General features: G+C 47.5%; 16 protein-coding genes. All 16 read left to right on the top strand.

Features of this window, described 5'->3' with window-relative positions; genetic code table 11:
* Positions 1 to 36 precede the first annotated feature (36 nt).
* The gene (gene gspE / locus KEF85_RS11210; protein WP_215580560.1) at positions 37 to 1,752 is read left to right on the top strand and encodes a type II secretion system ATPase GspE; all 1,716 of its coding nucleotides are present in this window, start codon (positions 37 to 39) and stop codon (positions 1,750 to 1,752) included.
* A 29-nt stretch (positions 1,753 to 1,781) separates the two neighbouring features.
* On the top strand, positions 1,782 to 2,999 hold the full coding sequence (locus KEF85_RS11205) for a type II secretion system F family protein (protein WP_215580558.1): 1,218 nt from the start codon (positions 1,782 to 1,784) through the stop codon (positions 2,997 to 2,999).
* 21 nt (positions 3,000 to 3,020) lie between these two features.
* Positions 3,021 to 3,446 (top strand): type II secretion system major pseudopilin GspG, encoded by a 426-nt coding sequence (gspG, locus tag KEF85_RS11200; RefSeq protein ID WP_215580556.1) that lies wholly within the window; start codon positions 3,021 to 3,023, stop codon positions 3,444 to 3,446.
* A 6-nt stretch (positions 3,447 to 3,452) separates the two neighbouring features.
* Complete coding sequence (locus KEF85_RS11195; RefSeq protein ID WP_215580550.1) at positions 3,453 to 3,914, top strand: GspH/FimT family pseudopilin; 462 nt, start codon at positions 3,453 to 3,455, stop codon at positions 3,912 to 3,914.
* The gene (locus KEF85_RS11190) at positions 3,898 to 4,308 is read left to right on the top strand and encodes a type IV pilus modification PilV family protein (protein WP_215580548.1); all 411 of its coding nucleotides are present in this window, start codon (positions 3,898 to 3,900) and stop codon (positions 4,306 to 4,308) included. The genes KEF85_RS11195 and KEF85_RS11190 overlap by 17 nt, the downstream gene beginning before the upstream one ends.
* Before the next feature lie 16 nt (positions 4,309 to 4,324).
* Complete coding sequence (locus tag KEF85_RS11185) at positions 4,325 to 4,996, top strand: prepilin-type N-terminal cleavage/methylation domain-containing protein (protein WP_215580546.1); 672 nt, start codon at positions 4,325 to 4,327, stop codon at positions 4,994 to 4,996.
* A gap of 4 nt (positions 4,997 to 5,000) precedes the next feature.
* Positions 5,001 to 5,987 (top strand): type II secretion system minor pseudopilin, encoded by a 987-nt coding sequence (locus KEF85_RS11180; protein WP_246534890.1) that lies wholly within the window; start codon positions 5,001 to 5,003, stop codon positions 5,985 to 5,987.
* Complete coding sequence (locus KEF85_RS11175; RefSeq protein ID WP_215580542.1) at positions 5,965 to 7,143, top strand: PilN domain-containing protein; 1,179 nt, start codon at positions 5,965 to 5,967, stop codon at positions 7,141 to 7,143. Before KEF85_RS11180 ends, KEF85_RS11175 begins: the two co-directional genes overlap by 23 nt.
* Complete coding sequence (gene gspM / locus KEF85_RS11170; RefSeq protein ID WP_215580540.1) at positions 7,136 to 7,714, top strand: type II secretion system protein GspM; 579 nt, start codon at positions 7,136 to 7,138, stop codon at positions 7,712 to 7,714. The genes KEF85_RS11175 and gspM overlap by 8 nt, the downstream gene beginning before the upstream one ends.
* A complete protein-coding gene (locus KEF85_RS11165; RefSeq protein ID WP_215580537.1) occupies positions 7,711 to 8,337 on the top strand; it encodes a type II secretion system protein N in 627 nt (208 codons plus the stop codon). The genes gspM and KEF85_RS11165 overlap by 4 nt, the downstream gene beginning before the upstream one ends.
* Positions 8,324 to 10,702, top strand: a complete 2,379-nt coding sequence (gene gspD, locus KEF85_RS11160) for a type II secretion system secretin GspD (protein ID WP_215580530.1) — start codon at positions 8,324 to 8,326, stop codon at positions 10,700 to 10,702. The genes KEF85_RS11165 and gspD overlap by 14 nt, the downstream gene beginning before the upstream one ends.
* Positions 10,703 to 10,820: 118 nt before the next feature.
* Complete coding sequence (locus KEF85_RS11155) at positions 10,821 to 12,209, top strand: L-lactate MFS transporter (protein WP_215580522.1); 1,389 nt, start codon at positions 10,821 to 10,823, stop codon at positions 12,207 to 12,209.
* A 20-nt stretch (positions 12,210 to 12,229) separates the two neighbouring features.
* Positions 12,230 to 12,358, top strand: a complete 129-nt coding sequence (locus KEF85_RS16950) for an MFS transporter small subunit (RefSeq protein WP_281413635.1) — start codon at positions 12,230 to 12,232, stop codon at positions 12,356 to 12,358.
* Positions 12,359 to 12,487: 129 nt separating this feature from the next.
* Positions 12,488 to 14,680, top strand: coding sequence for a glycoside hydrolase family 3 N-terminal domain-containing protein (locus KEF85_RS11150; protein ID WP_246534887.1), 2,193 nt, complete (start codon positions 12,488 to 12,490; stop codon positions 14,678 to 14,680).
* Between the two features lie 8 nt (positions 14,681 to 14,688).
* The gene (locus tag KEF85_RS11145) at positions 14,689 to 15,966 is read left to right on the top strand and encodes a sugar MFS transporter (RefSeq protein ID WP_215580518.1); all 1,278 of its coding nucleotides are present in this window, start codon (positions 14,689 to 14,691) and stop codon (positions 15,964 to 15,966) included.
* A gap of 217 nt (positions 15,967 to 16,183) precedes the next feature.
* On the top strand, positions 16,184 to 17,188 hold the full coding sequence (locus KEF85_RS11140; protein ID WP_215580516.1) for a cytochrome-c peroxidase: 1,005 nt from the start codon (positions 16,184 to 16,186) through the stop codon (positions 17,186 to 17,188).
* Positions 17,189 to 17,224 lie beyond the last annotated feature (36 nt).

The raw sequence follows: 17,224 nt of genomic DNA, 5'->3' as shown, positions 1-17,224 counted from the left end.
ATACTTTAGGATGTTGGTTTTGATTGCGATAAAAAAATGGATATTAATTTTGCAGAATCAGGAAGCGAGCGGTATCAGGCGTTTTTGCACGCCTTGAAAATTGCCGGAAAATTATCCGATATCGATTTGACCAAAACCAGACGCATGCAAAAATCGGCTCAGGATGATAGCCTGCCTGAGTTGTTGATTAAATTGGGTTTGTGTTCAGATAGCGATATAGCCAATACCTTCGTCGAATTGACCGGGCTGCAGCGTGCAGTGGCGGCCCAATACCCATCAGAGTCTCCACTCGGAGATGATATCCCATTACGCTTTCTCAAAAACTATCATTTGGTGGCGCTGGACAGCGATGAGCGCTTGGTAAAACTGGCTGTCATGGATCCAGCAGACACCTATCCTATCCAAGCTTTACAGCTAGCAACCGGTAAAAGTCTGGAAATCTTTATCGGACAATTATCAGAGATTGAAGCCGCATTGGAAATCCAATATGGTGAAGGCAAATCACAAATGGATAAACTGGTTGACAATCTCACTGTAGAAGAAGCCGGTAATGAAGATCTTGAGCATCTGAAGGACTTGGCCAGTGAAGCACCTATCATCAAAATGGTTAATTTCATTTTGCAAAAAGCCGTGGAAAACCGCGCTTCCGACGTCCACATCGAGCCATTTGAGCAAAGTCTGAAAGTTCGCTTGCGTATAGATGGGGTGTTACAGGACATTGATTCCCCCCCGGTTGCGTCAACTGCGGCAGTGTTATCGCGGATAAAGATCATGGCCAAGCTCAATATTGCTGAGCGGCGGTTACCCCAGGATGGCCGGATAAAATTACAAATGATAGGCAAGGAGCTGGATTTAAGGGTGTCGACTATTCCCACACTATACGGGGAAAGCGTGGTCATCCGCTTACTGGATAAAGAAAATGCGGTACTGGATTTTGCCGCCCTGGGTTTTGTCGGAAAACAGGCCGAGCAATTCAAAGAAGTTCTGGCACAACCGCACGGTATTATTCTGATCACCGGTCCAACCGGCAGTGGTAAGTCAACCAGTCTCTATGCGGCTCTAAAACAATTAAATACCTCAGAGCGCAAAATTATTACCGTGGAAGATCCGGTGGAATACCAGATGGAGGGGATTAACCAGATTCAGGCCAAGCCGCAGATAGGCTTGACTTTTGCAATGGCCTTGCGCTCAATAGTACGTCAAGATCCTGATGTAATCATGATAGGCGAGATGCGTGATCTGGAAACCGCACGAATTGCCGTGCAATCAGCACTGACCGGTCACTTGGTGTTATCGACTCTGCATACCAATGATGCCGCCTCCGGGATTACCCGCTTACAGGATATGGGCTTGGAAGAATATTTGCTGAGTTCGACCATCAACGGCATTTTGGCCCAGCGCTTGGTCAGAAAACTCTGCCCAGTCTGCAAACAGGCATATCCCGCTGCTGATGCGGTGATCGAAGAAATGCACCTCAGACGCTGGCAACCCAGCGATGTCATTATGCTCAGTAAACCAGTGGGCTGTAGCGCCTGTAACGGAATTGGATATAAAGGCCGGATAGCCATCATAGAGTTTTTACATATGAGCGATGCCATACGCAAACAAATCATGAAACATGAAGAAGCTTTCGTTATCCAACAGCAAGCGGTTCAGGAAGGCATGCATACCATGTATGACGATGGCATAGTCAAGGCTTTGCAGGGGGTAACAACTCTGGAAGAAGTATTGCGGGTCACCACCGATGTCTAAGGCTAACAGCTGGGAATCATAGCGTAGTCATGGCACTGTTCGCTTATAAGGTTGTCAATAATCAGGGTATTGCTGAAGAAGGTGTGCGAGAGGCACTGGATCAGCAGACTTTGGTTCGAGAGTTGCAGCAACAGGGTTTAATACCCATACGTGTGGTTCCGGCCCAAGACAAAAGCTTTTTGGGCTTTAAGTTCAAATCGGCGCTGGTGCGACTTAACCAAAAAGAGATCGGCATGTTTACCAGTGAATTGGCTACCCTGCTGGAATCGGGCTTGCCGCTGGATCGTTCCTTGACGATTTTAATGCAATTGACAGAAGAAAACCCCAAGCTTAATAAACTCTGCGCGGATGTTCTGGAAAAAGTAAAAGCGGGTAAAGCCTTGGCAGATGCTTTGGAATCCAGACAAGGGGTATTTTCCAAATTTTATTTGAATATGGTGCGAGCCGGCGAACTGGGCGGTAATCTGGGTGGGGTTTTACAGCGATTGGGGGAGCATTTGGAGCGCTCCAGGGAATTACAGGAAACCGTCAGTACTGCCCTGATTTATCCGGCTATTTTGTTGGTAATGTCCTTGGCGTCCTTGTTTGTGATGCTGACATTTGTCGTGCCGCAATTCAAGGAAATGTTTGATAGCGCCGGTAAGGCCCTACCGGTGCCTACCCAAATTGTAGTGGGTCTGGCCGAGTTTTTACAAAGTTACTGGTGGGCCTTGTTACTGTTTGTGCTGGTGGCCAGTCATGTGTTCAAATCGCAAATGGCTGACCCGGTCGGGCGTAAAGTCTGGCACAGCCGGTTTTTGCATCTACCCCTGTTTGGCGAAATTATTCTAAATAAAGAAATTGCCAACTTCAGTCGTACCTTTGGCACTTTATTGGGTAATGGTGTTTCCATTTTAAATTCACTGGCCATTGTCAGAGAAACAGTTTCCAATATGATATTAGCCGATATTTTGGAATATGCAGAAATGCAATTGAAAGAAGGTAAAACCATATCCGATGCCTTGGCTCAACAAAATCTGTTTCCGAAACTGGCGGTACAGATGATTAAAATGGGTGAAGAAACCGGACGATTGGAAGAAATGCTGATCCGGGTGGCAACGATATATGATAAACAATTAAGAACCACCATTCAGCGTATGCTGGCAGTCTTGGAGCCGGCATTAATCATTTCTCTGGGTTTAATGATAGGCGGTATTATTGTTTCAATTTTATTGGCTATTTTAAGTGTTAATGATCTTGCTTTTTAATTATAGATAGAAGGACTTCTCATGAATCATACTAATCGCCGTGCTAAAGGTTTTACTTTACTGGAGCTTTTGGTGGTGTTGGCCATCATTGCTTTGCTGGCCGGTATTGTCGGCCCACAAGTCATGAAGCATCTGGGTGCATCAAAAACCAAGGCTGCCAAAGTCCAAATTGAAGATTTGGCTGCGTCTTTGGATATGTATAAGCTGGATGAAGGGCGTTACCCCACCCAGCAGCAGGGACTTAACGCCCTGATTGAAAAGCCCAGTGACGCCAAACGCTGGAATGGTCCTTATTTACGTAAGGATAAAGTACCGTTGGACCCCTGGTTGCAGGAATACCACTATGTCTATCCGGGGCAGCACGGAAAATTTGATCTGTTCAGCTATGGTGCCGATGAAAAAGAAGGTGGCGAAGGCGAAGATCAGGATGTAAATAGCTGGGACTAGATTTTTGTGAATCCGACCGCTAAGTCTGCCCAGGGTTTTACCTTGGTAGAACTGATTATTGTGCTATTAATTAGTGTATTGGCTTTTGCTGCGGTGAGCGGCAATATTTTCTCCGGCAATGTCAGCACTAAAGTGCAGGCGGCAGCCAGAGATGTTGCCTCGGCATTGCGCTATGCCCACGGTGCCGCCCTGATCAGTCATGAGCCTATCGCTGTCATCATCAATCTGGATAATAATAGTTACCGCATCAGTAATCAGTCCAAGATTTACCAGTTGCCCAGCGAAATAGATATCTCGGTGGTGATAGCTGAAGAAGAGTTTAATCAGGGTGGTGATGCCGGTATCCGGTTTTTCAGCGATGGTTCATCAACCGGCGGACGCATTACGCTGGAGTGGGGCCAGCAATTACGCCGTATTGACGTAAACTGGATTACCGGCGAGGTAAGTATTAGTGATACAGCCGCCTAAAGGCTTTTCCTTATTGGAAATTCTGGTGGCTTTTGCCATTATGGCGGTGGCCTTAACCATCGTTTTGCGAATTTTCGGTACCGGGGTTAACAACGCCATACTTTCTGAGGAATACACCTTGGCGGTACAAATCGCTGAGTCCTTGCAGGCCCGTACCGGAATTGAAATACCATTGGAGGTTGGTGAATCCAGCGGCGATGAGGGCGGGAAATATCATTGGTTACTAAAGATTATCGATGTGACACCAGCGCCGCCACCGGCGAGTACGCCAGCCAATCCCAACCTGCCTGTTGCGCAGCCGGTACCATTGTATGCTGTGCAGGTGCAGGTATTTTGGCAGGACGATGGCCGTGAAATGCGTAGTGTTGATATACGCAGCTTAAAAATGCAGTAGCTTTAAGCTTACCACTATGAATAGGTTTAAAAACGGATTTACCTTAATTGAAATGCTGATTGCCATGACTTTATTGAGTGTTATGGTAGTGCTGCTGTTTGGTAGTTTAAGAATTGCCGCCGAAAGTTGGAATGTCGGCGAAGCCAAAACCGTGGCTGTCAATAAAAAATCGGTGGTATATCAATTTTTCAAGCAGCGCTTAAGCACCATAAAACCTTTGTTGCTGCAAACAGACGCTTCACAGGATAACGGCGATCAGGCCCAGCAGCCGGTGTTTATCGGCATGATTAACCGCTTGCGTTTTGTCGCTGCCTTACCCGCCAGCTCAGCCCGTAAAGGCTTGCAGATTTTTGATATAACTGCTTATGGTGGCGATAATATTGAGTCGGAAGCTCGTGGCCTTAGTTTACAGGTAGCCTTGACACCTTATATGGCTAGTGAAGTAATCAAGACCGAGAAGGTTGAGTTATTGAATCATATTTCCAGGCTGAGTTTTGCATATTACGGCAATGGTGATCCGACAAATGCTGGCGATTGGCAAGATGAGTGGCTTAGTACTGATCATTTGCCGGAATTGATAAAAATCCATATTCAACTGGATGATGACAGTTTTTGGCCGGATATGGTTTTTCCGGTGCGAATAAATGCCCAGCAGCAGATTAGCGAACCCTCAAACGGGGCCAATTAACACTATGCCAAAACAACAGCGCGGCATGGCTTTGGTGATTGCCATTTGGGTTTTAAGTTTATTAAGTTTAATGGCCGGCAGTTTTGCCTTGAGCATGAGAAGAGAAAGCAGCGTGGCCAGTGCGCTAAAAAATAATGCCCAGGCTAGAGCGCTGACTGAAACCGGTCTGACCTTGGCCAATTACCGCCTGAATCAGAGCGATCCGACTTTGCGCTGGTTGGCTGATGGCACCCCTTACCAGATTGTAAAGTCCGATGGCAGCATCATCAGAATGCGTATCACTTCGGAAGCCGGAAAAATTGATATTAATACCGCCAAAGAGTCTTATTTATCGGCGGTGCTGAAAACGGTAAGCAATGATTCCTGGGAACAGCAGCATTTGCTGAACTGTATTCTGGATTGGCGCGATGAAGATAATGAGCATAGGCCTCATGGTGCCGAAAAGAAACAGTATCAGGAGGCAGGTTTGGCTTATGGTCCGGCTAACCGGGCTTTTCAGAATCTGGAGGAATTGCAGCTGGTTTTAGGCATAGAGCCGGAGATTTATCAGCAAATGCAGACCTGGCTGACGGTTTATTCGGGTCAGGCGGATGTTAAGCTGGAGGAAGCAACTCCTGAAGTTTTACAAATTATTAGTAACGAATTAGGCGATAATAATATCCAGAATCAGGCGCTGCAGCGATTACAGGGAAACAAGTCAGAAACCCCGACGCAAAGCAGCCCGGCTGATCAGAATGGTCAGCTTAATGCCGATGATGGGCAAAACGGACAGAATGGCAATCAAATTTATACAATAGAAGTGGAAGCGATAATGGAAAGCGGTGCGACAGCTTCGCTGGCAGCCGTGGTGAAACTGAGCGCGCCGGAACAAAGCTCGGGCGTTCGCCAAGTGCTGGATTGGAAACAGGATCAACTCCAAGTCTCATTATTTGCCGATACCATGGAATCCCGGTTAATTACTATTCAAGATGAATTTACAATCGACAATTGATATCGACTTCAAGCGCTTTTTTCAGTGGTGGGGTAGAGAACTCGCATTTCTGATACCTGTCGGCATCAGACGCTTTTTAAGCGATAAACCTGCGCGCATTATTTTAACGGCTAATAATCTGGGTTTTAATGTTAGCAGTTATCTTGATGAAGATCAGGTTGAGCCGGTATTTAGCCGGTTTTTTGAATTTTCAGAGCGTGAGGTATTTGAAACGCTAATACAGCAATTTCCGGGCTTGGAAAAGGCGGAATATATTTTAGCTTTAAATGCTGAGCAGGCTATCGCTAAAATAGTCTACCTGCCTGAGGCGGCACTGGAAAACCTGCAACAAGTGGTTGGTTTCGAACTGGATCGCTATACGCCTTTTACTGCTGAGCAAGTCTATTACTCAGTAGCCCCGCTGGCTAAAACCGGATATGGCCAGATTCAAGTATTATTGGTATTAAGCCCGCAAGCTATTATTGATGAGCTTTATGGCCAAATCAGTCTATGGAATTTGCAACTCAGCCGTATTGAGTATGCCGATCTGCACGCCGAGTTTCCCCAATTGCGTGGTCAATACAATTTATTGCCCGACCGCTATCGTACCGGTACCGATAAACTGGCGGAATCTGTACATTGGCTGTTAAATTTCCTCATCTTCGTATTAATGCTGGCCGTACTGGTTTATCCGGTCTGGCAGGATAAACAGGCGGTTGATCAGTTAAAAAATCAGATCAAAACCCTGGAAAAAGAAACCCGGGTTGTTGATGCTCAGCAAATGGAAATTGATGCTCTACGCGACCAAACTCAATGGCTGATTAATAATAAAGTTCATACACCTGAGATTATCAAGGTGTTAACCGAATTAACCCATTTATTTAAGGACGACAGCTGGTTAACTAATCTGCAATATTCTGAAATGCATGCCCAAATTCAAGGCCAGTCGCCGATGGCATCGGCATTGATAGGCGTTTTGGAGGCATCTCCCTATTTCAGTAACGTTAGTTTTGTATCGCCGCTGACTCAGGACAAAACCACGGGTTTGGAGCGTTTTCAAATTAGTATGGATGTCATCGCCAATCCGCCTTTACCTGATGCGGCAGTTGCTAACCCCGATAATGCCACGTCTGCCGAACCACAGCCGGAATCTGATTCAGGAAAGCCTCATGAATAATGAGCATAAACAACGCTGGCTAGCCCTGGGCTTGCTGGTAGTGGTGATCGGTCTGTTTGTAGCGGTGGTGCTGGTGCCGCTGATCACTACCGGATGGGCTTATCATGACGAGAAAAATGATTTACTGTTCCGCTTACAGCGTCAGCAGAAAATAGCGGCGCGTAGGGATGTCGTGTCTCAAGCCTTGGATGCGGCAAAACAGCAATTCCAGGATCAGGCTTATTTTAGTAACCGCGATACCGAGGCTTTGGCTTCAGCGGATTTACAAAATATTGTCAAGACCGCGGTTACCGATGCCGGGGGCCAATTAACCAGTACCCAGGGCTTGCCGGGAAAAACCGATAATAATTTTACCAGGGTAGCGGTGCGGGTGCGTTTGACCGCCAATATCGAAACCTTACGCACCATTTTGCTGACTATTTCTAATTCGGTTCCGGTGTTGATTATTGATCAAATCGATATTACCCCATTACGCGGCACCCGAAATCGGCCCAATAATAAAGTGGAACCCAGTGCTCAATTGAATGTGAGTTTTCAGGTAGTCAGTTTTATGCGTGGTGTAAAATCATGAATCTCAAGCTAGTCAAGCTGCAATGCTTGATCTGTGGTGTGTTGACTGCTCTGTTGGTTGGTGAATGGGCAAACGGCGTGTTTAATGAGCGCAATTTGCAACAAAGTCTGCACTACGCAAAAGATGAGCAAGCCCTGGTCGTGGAATTGCCCAATATTAATAGCGACACTGAAAATGCCGGCAATTATGCCGAAATGGTCGAACGTCCTTTGTTTATTGAAGGCCGTAAACCGATAGCTGAAGCCCCGGTCGAGAACACTCAGACTCTGGAACTAGGTCAAATCGACGATTGGGAATTGGTGGGCATTTATGCCAAGGATAACCGGCCTCCTACTGCACTATTTGCCAAAAAGAATGAAAGCAAAAAACATTTAAAAACCAGCAACGAGCAAATGGTGTCCGGTTGGACGCTTAAAGAAATTCACCCAGACCGAGTGATCTTACAGCAGGCTGGTCAACAAAAAACTCTGTTACTCAGAAAGCCCAGAATGGATGCCCCTCCTGTGTCTACTCCGCCGCCACAGCCTGCGCCCATACCCAACTTAAGGCAGCCGCGCAGACCGCCGCCAACTGAGCAACCGACTAATCCTAATCCTGAGAATCCAAACGATGAAAGTCCATAGAATTAAAAATCCCTATGTGTTGGCAGTGATCCTGTCAATGGCGGGGTGTGAATTTATTGGCCCACAGATACATACCAAATTGCCGTTGCCGGAAATAAAACCAGCATTGCAGGAAGGTACCATCACAGTGGAGCCTTTGAAAAATGACGATGCCGGTAAAACCACAAAAGTCGAAGTTTTTAGTAACGAAGACGCCGTAATTTCCACCCAATCGGGAATTTCAAAACCGGAAGTGGTGGGAGGAAAAGGGGAATACAGTTTAAATTTTGACGACGCTGATCTGGGGGAAGTTGCCAAAGTCGTATTGAGTGATATTTTGGGCAAAAACTACACTATCAGCCCACAAGTGACCGGTAAAGTAACGCTGCAAACCACCAGGCCATTGTCCAAGGAAGAGTTGTTACCAACGCTGGATATGCTGTTAAGCATCAATAACGCGGCGCTGGTCAGTCAAAACGGTATGTATTTGATCAAGCCGTCGGCAGAGGCCTTGTACAGTACTTCCGGCAAATCGCTGGGCGGTATTTCCAGTATGCCTAGCGGCTATCAGGTCAGAGTGGTACCGGTCAAAAATGTCGCCGCTGCCGAAATAGCCGAGATATTGAAACCGCTGTTGCCGGAAAAAGCCTTGTTACATGTTGATCCCAAGCGCAATATTTTGCTGTTGGCCGGTTCCGGCAGCGAGTTAAGCCGGGCTATTGATCTGGTTAATACTTTTGATATCGATTTACTCAAGGGCAAGTCTTTTGCATTGTTTACCCCGGCACATGTTGATGCCTCAGTGATTATTGAGGAATTGGAGCAGATTTTTAATAATGCCCCTGGCGGTAAAAGCGGCGCGGCAGGTGGGGGTGCAAAAAAGGATCCTGATGCCGGAGCCGGGGCGGGTAACGAAAGCGCTTTTTACAGATTTATCGAAATTGATAGATTGAATGCTATTTTGGCTATCACTCAGCGCTCATATTTGTTGAAAGATGTAGAAACCTGGGTATTGCGCCTGGATAAAACCAATACCGATGGTAAGGGTGGGGTTAATGTGTATAAGGCCCAACATCATAGTGCGGCAGATTTGGCTAATACCTTAAGTACCATTTTCGGTAATGGCTCGCAGAAATCAAGTTCAGCATCGATAGCTTCGGGCCATAAATCCTTGTCTGCCAGTAATAAATCCGGTAGTGGTTCTACTATGGGTAGTAGTGGTGGTTTTGGCAGCACCAATTCGAATAGCAGTACTGGCAGCAGCAGCGGTGGTTTTGGCTCAAGTTCATCCGGTAGTACCATGGGCGGCACCGGCGGCACCAGTGCATTTGGTAACAGTAATAGCAGTTCGACTCAAAACAGTTCGGGCGGTGGCGGCAATGGCCAAAGCCTGATGCCGAATGTAAAAATTATTGCCGATGAAAGCAATAATGCCTTAATCATTGTGGCCAATACCCAGGAATACGCCATTATCCAGCGGGTACTCAAACAGTTGGATGTCTTGCCTTTACAAGTAATGATAGATGCCACTATTGTCGAAGTGACCCTGAATAACGATCTTAAATATGGTCTGGAATGGTATATCACGCACAATAACGGCGGCAAGAACGCGATTTTTGGTGGTTCCGGGGGGACAAGCGATACCGTGGCGTCATCTAGTAGTAGCACAAGCGGTTCGGGATTCACGAGTCTGGGTAATATGGCTACCGGCATCGGTACCGGCGGTTTTAACTATCTGTTTACCAATCATTCCAAGGATATCGGTGCCTTGCTGGAGGCGGCAGCCAGCAATAATAATATCAATGTCATCTCCTCTCCATCCCTGATGGTATTGAATAATCAGGAGGCTTCGATTCTGGTGGGTGATTCTGTGCCTATTCTAACCGGCACATCCACCAGTCTGGTTTCTACTGGTGTGACCAGTAACTCCGTACAAATGGTGGATACCGGGGTAAGTCTGGCGATCAGACCACGGGTCAATGCCAATGGCTTGGTGTTGATGGATTTACTGCAAAGTGTTAATGCGGCCTCCAGTACCACTACTTCATCCATATCATCACCCACAATCTCCAAACGCCAGATCGAAACCAGCGTGGCGGTGCAAAGTGGTGAAACCATCGTTTTGGGTGGCTTAATCAAGGAAGAGGATACTTTTAATACCAATGGCGTGCCTTTATTGCATGAAATTCCCTATATCGGTCCTTTGTTTGGCGGTACCGTCCGCAACAAGGATAAAACCGAATTGGTGATTCTGCTCACGCCGCGAGTGATGAGAAGTCGTCAGGATGCCCAGGATGTTACCGAAGAATTCAAACGCAAGTTGACTGGTATTTACGATGAGCGGCTTAAAGTCGATGTGGAGAGATTGCCGGTTCAAGATCCTTAAGTCGGTTTTGGCTAACACCAACAATATATTTATGCACGATAATTTAAGTCTGGGCATTTACAGGCACTAGGGGAAGTTTGGATAATAGACGCTGGATTTTCTACGCGGGAATTTATACATGTCTAGTCTGTTTTCGAAACAAGCCATTATTGCCGGCCCAGGCTTTAACCGGTGGCTGGTGCCGCCGGCTGCGCTATCGGTACATTTATGCATAGGTCAGGCCTATGCCTTTAGTGTGTTCAATGAGCCGCTGAGTCGGGTTATCGGTATCAGCAGTCCGGCTGCGGATGATTGGAAATTGACAACATTGGGCTGGATATTTAGTCTGGCCATTGTATTTCTGGGCTTGTCGGCGGCTTTTGGCGGTAAATGGCTGGAAAAAGTCGGGCCACGCTTGACCATGTTTGTGGCGGCCTGCTGTTTTGGCGGCGGATTCTGGGTCGCTGCCCTGGGGGTACATTTACATGAAATTTGGCTGATCTATCTGGGTTATGGCGTCATTGGCGGTATCGGCTTAGGTTTAGGTTATGTGTCGCCGGTGTCTACCCTGATAAAATGGTTCCCGGATCGGCGCGGCATGGCTACCGGTATGGCCATTATGGGCTTTGGCGGCGGCGCCATGATAGGTGCTCCGCTTTCGGTATTGTTAATGGATCATTTCAAGTCTGCCGAATCAGTTGGGGTTCAGGAAAGCTTTTTGGTGATGGGCAGCCTCTACATGGTTTCCATGCTGATTGGGGCATTTACCATCAGGATTCCCGAGCCGGACTGGCAGCCGGAGGGCTGGCAGGCACCGCAAATTCGCAACAAAATGATTTCCAGCCAGCATGTGCATATCGATCAGGCTCTGAAAACACCGCAGTTTTATCTGTTGTGGCTGGTCTTGTGCCTGAATGTAACGGCAGGAATAGGTGTGCTGGGGCAGGCTTCGGTGATGATACAGGAAATGTTCAAGGGCAGCGTGACACCGGCTGCGGCGGCGGGTTTTGTGGGGCTGTTGAGCCTTTTTAATATGGGCGGACGTTTCTTCTGGTCATCAAGCTCGGATTATTTGGGACGCAAGAATACTTATTTCGTGTTTTTTGTATTAGGTGCTTTGCTGTATGCCAGTGTGCCCACGCTAGGTATGCATGGTAATATGCCGCTGTTTGTGTTGTTCTATGCGCTGATCATGAGCATGTACGGCGGCGGTTTTGCTACCATACCGGCGTATTTGGCGGATATTTTCGGTACCCGTTTTGTCGGCGGCATCCATGGTCGTCTGCTCACTGCCTGGTCAACAGCAGGCGTATTTGGTCCGGTGTTGGTGAATTATATTCGCGAATATCAGTTGGCTCAGGGCGTAGCCAAAGCAGATGCTTATAATGTCACCATGTACATTATGGCCGGTTTGTTGGTGCTGGGTTTCATTGCCAATTTGCTGATCAGGCCGGTACATGAAAAACATCATATCCAACACCAGGAATTCGATGAACTGGATGGCAACTTTCCACGTAAAACTTCTTGAATAATCCCTTAAGCTGAATTATGCCAAATTCCAAACCTGTATATCCAGCCCAACTCATCAAGCTGGCGCTATTCTGGCTGTATGTGTCTATACCCTTAACTTGGGGCGTGTGGTCAACTGTAAAAAAAGCCCTGGCTTTATTTCAGTAACCGGCTGTTGTAATGCTTAAGGCCTGCCGCTGCCGTCTATACTCTAAATTTATCTTTTACCAAGCTTATCCTGTGAACTTAAGAATATACCTGCTTACATCTTTTTTGTTTGTCCTCATGGAGTCTGCCGTGGTAGCTCAACAAAATGACCAAATTATTGAACACAAAGTTCAGACTTTGCTGTCGCAAATGACGCTCGAAGAAAAAATTGGTCAAATGACCCAAATCGATTTTAGTGTGGTTGCCGCTGCCGATGGACAGACCCTGGATAATCCGGTCGATGTGGCCAAGCTGGAAAATGCCGTCTTAAAATACCATGTGGGTTCTATATTGAATACCACAAATACACCGGACTACAAACCGCCTTACATTGAAAAATGGCGCTTAATTACCCAGACTATCCGTAATACTGCGGCTAAAACCCGCTTAAAAATTCCGATTATCTATGGCATAGACGCCATACACGGTGCTAACTATACCTATAATGCCACCCTGTTTCCGCAAGCCATCAATATGGCTGCCAGTTTTAATCCCGAACTGTCCTTCAAGGAAGGTGAGATTACTGCCCGTGAAGTGAAAGCTTCCGGTCTGGACTGGAATTTCTATCCGGTAATGGATATAGGCCGTCAACCCTTATGGCCGCGATTATGGGAAACCTATGGTGAGGATGTTTATCTGACCAGTGTCATGGGTAGTGAATACATCAAAGGTCACCAGGGTGATGATTTTGGTCAGCCGACCAAAGCGCCGACCTGTTTAAAACATTATGTGGGTTACAGTTATCCGCTGAACGGTAAAGATCGTACCCCGGCCTGGATCGGGGAGCGGGCATTACGTGAATATTTCCTGCCCAGCTTTGCGGCAGGTGTTAAGGCCGGCGCCCCCACCGTCATGGTTAATTCCGGTGAAGTGGATGGTATTCCCGGCCATGCCAATTATCAGTATTTGACCACTATTCTGCGCGGCGAACTGGGTTTTAAAGGTTTTACCATTTCCGATTGGGAAGACATTATCCGCCTGTATACCCGCGATAAAGTGGCCGCATCGCCTAAGGAGGCAGTGAAAATTGCGGTGCTGGCCGGCGTCGATATGAGTATGGTGCCATTTGATTTTTCATTTTATCAGCTGTTGTTGGAGCTGGCACAAAGCGGCGAAGTGCCGTTGGCCAGAATTGATGAAGCGGTAGCGCGTATCCTTAAAGTCAAACTGCAATCCGGTTTGTTTGATCCACCGCCTGAGCCATTGGCAGTTGCCGGAAATTTTGCCACAGCAGACGCTCAGGCTGTCAGCCGTCAGGCGGCAGCCGAATCTGTGATTCTGGCCAAGAATGCCGGCGCAACCCTGCCCTTGGCCAAACACAGCAGTGTACTGGTGACCGGGCCGACTGCTAATTTATTAAGCGTGCTGAACGGTGGCTGGACGTTGACCTGGCAAGGCGATAATGAGCGGCTTTATCCGCAGGACAAACAAACATTGTTGGCGGCTATTCGCCAGAAAAGTAGCGGTAAAGTCAGTTTTGTCGGCGGTCAGGCTTTTAACGATGAGATTGATGTCGATGCTGCCGTAGCCGCTGCTGCTGAACACGATTATATTATTCTGGCTATCGGCGAAAAGCCTTACACAGAGACCTACGGCAATATTGACAGCCTGGAACTGGACAAAAATCAGCTAAAGTTGGGACAGGCTTTGCTGGCTACCGGCAAGCCGGTGATACTGGTGTACTTCGGCGGACGGCCACGGATTATTACTGAACTGGCTGAGCAGGCCTCTGCGGTAGTGCTGGGTTTCCTGCCGGGTATGGAAGCCGGCCCGGCTTTGGCGGATATTTTATATGGTGATGTCAACCCCAGCGGTAAATTACCCATTACCTATCCACGCCACACCAACGATATCGTTAATTATGACCATAAACCCATCGAAAAATTTGATGTCAATGATTACCGGCCTTTGTATCCATTTGGGCATGGTCTGAGTTATACCAGCTTTAAAACCAGTGGCTTGCACTTAAGCAAAGCCAGTTATGCCCAGGGTGAAACCATCGAATTGGCCGTGTATGTCAAAAATACCGGCACTCGCACCGGAAAAGAAGCAGTACTGGTTTATCTGAATGATGTGGCAGCCTCGGTTACCCGGCCCAATAAGCAACTCAAAGCCTTTAAAAAGCTGGAATTACAACCCGGTGAAGAGCAATTGTTAAACTTCAAACTGGAGCCGGAAGCCTTATCATTTATCGGTCTGGATATGAAACGAATTATTGAACCAGGTGATTTTAAAATCATGGTCGGTGATGAAGTAGCACAGTTTAATCTGCGCCAAAACTGAAGCCGGACATGAAGCAGCAAACTCCAGCCCAACCGGCATATACAGGCTCCCTGGTGATACTGACCTCCTTGTTTTTTATGTGGGGGTTTATCACTTGTTTGAACGACATTTTAATCCCGCATTTAAAAGCGGTATTTACCCTGTCTTACTCAGAAGCGATGCTGATTCAGTTCTGCTTTTTTACCGCTTATTTTTTGGTTTCCGTCCCCAGCGGTTATTTAGTAGAAAAAATTGGGTATAAAAACGGCATCATCCTCGGCTTATTAATAGCAGGCTGCGGATGTTTATTGTTTTATCCGGCCGCCGGCTACAGATGCTACGCTTTATTCTTAATGGCTTTTTTTATTCTGGCGGCAGGAATTACCTTATTACAGGTATCTGCCAATCCCTATGTCACGGCATTGGGTAAGGCTGATAGTGCGGCCAGCCGCTTAACCTTAACTCAGGCGTTTAATGCCTTGGGTACCACTATTGCACCTTATTTCGGTGCCTTGTTCATCCTGAGTGGTGCGGTAAAAACCGCCGATGATATCAATTTGTTGAATGCTGAAGAATTATTGGCCTATCAAACGGCTGAAGCGGCCACAGTGCAAATTCCGTATCTTGGCCTAATGGCCTTGCTGTTGCTCATGGCCGCAGTATTCGCCCGGCTGAAGTTGCCGGTGATAGCCAGTCAGGGACTCAAATCTGGATCAACGGCATCTGATAGCCAGCCGAGCGCCTGGCATTATCCGCATCTGGTGCTGGGGGCATTGGCCATCTTTGTTTATGTGGGCGGCGAAGTGGCAATCGGCAGCTTTTTGGTGAGCTTTCTTGGTGAGCCGAGCATAGCCGATCTGCCGCCCGCTCAAGCCGGTAAATATGTAACGTTTTATTGGGGTGGCGCCATGCTGGGCCGATTTGCCGGCGCGGCCATCATGCAGAAAGTTTCGGCGGTCAAAGTATTAAGATTTAATGCTATTGCCGCCGCAAGTCTGGTGATATTAAGTTTATGCAGCGAGGGGCCAATAGCCATGTGGAGTTTATTGGCGGTAGGTTTGTGTAATTCCATTATGTTTCCAGGCATTTTCTCCCTGGCAGTAAGCGGATTGGGTGTACATGCCGGGCAGGGTTCGGGCATACTGTGTTCAGCCATCGTTGGTGGCGCACTGATTCCATTATTGCAAGGCGTATTGGCGGATCAGATCGGCATCCATCAAGCTTTTTGGCTGCCGGTACTTTGCTACAGTTATATCGGCTATTATGCTTGGCGTTACCCTGCGCTATTGGCAGCGGGTAAGGCCTGAAAACCCGGCTGCATAATTAAATTTACCTGAAAGCTCACTATAACTTACAATTTACCAGCTACTTGGTGTTGACACTGGCTGCTGCTAATATTGCCGGAACTTGGCTTTGTTTATTACGCTGCAGCGGAGCTGAGCGTAGCCCGGCCCGATTTGGGATAGGGAAAATAGTTACCGATAGACAAGTAAAAAACCAACAAAAATAACTCAGGAGGATCGCATGTTTAAACTACGTTTACTGTTAACGGCCCTGGCATTAAGCAGTTCGCTTTCAGCTATGGCCCTGGAGCCTTTACCAACTACCGCACCTGCGCCGGCCGACAACCCGACTACACCGGAAAAAGTCGAATTGGGCAAATTGCTATATCACGATCCACGGCTGTCTTCCAGCGGAACGGTAGCCTGTGCTTCCTGCCACAACACTTCCTTGGGTGGCGAAGACAACCGGCCCAACTCAGTGGGTATCAATGGTCAAACTGGTGGCCGCAGTGCACCTACCGTGTGGAATGCCGCCTTCAATGCGGTACAGTTCTGGGATGGCCGAGCGGCGAGTCTGGAAGAACAGGCTGCCGGCCCGGTTACCAATCCGATCGAAATGGGTATGAAAAGCTGGGATGATGTCGTGGCACGCCTGAAAACCATTAAAGGCTATCAAGTGGCGTTTGCCAAAGCCTTTGGTGACGACAATGCCATCACCAAAGCTAATGCCACCAAAGCAATTGCTGCTTATGAGCGGACTTTGATTACCCCAAATAGTGCTTACGATAAATTTGTCGCCGGCAATAAAGCCGCGCTGACCGTGCAACAACAACATGGTCTGGAAAAAATTCAGGCTCTGGGTTGCACCGGTTGCCATAGTGGCCCCGCTTTTAATGGACCAGGCGGCTTCCAGAAATTTCCGGTATTCAGCAACGGCTATTTCGAAGCCCAATACCATATCAGCAAAGACCTGGGGCGTGCTGAGGTAACTAAAAACGACAATGACAAACACTTGTGGAAAGTACCGACTTTGCGCAACGTGGCGATTACCGCACCTTATTTCCATAATGGTTCAGTAAAAACCTTGGATGCAGCGGTTAAATTAATGGCAAAACTGCAATTAAATCAGGATCTTTCTGATGCTGATACCGCTGATATCGTGGCATTTCTGAATGCTTTGACCGGCGAGTTTCCACATCAAACTTTGCCAAGTTTGCCGGCAACACCGGGTAGCACTTTTAATTAAGCGCAGCATATCCACAGAAGGGGGCATTAGCCCCCT

Source organism: Methylomonas paludis, from assembly GCF_018734325.1.
Lineage (GTDB): Bacteria > Pseudomonadota > Gammaproteobacteria > Methylococcales > Methylomonadaceae > Methylomonas > Methylomonas paludis.
The sequence above is the reverse complement of the archived record's forward strand: the minus strand, read 5'-3'. Positions and strand labels throughout refer to the sequence as shown.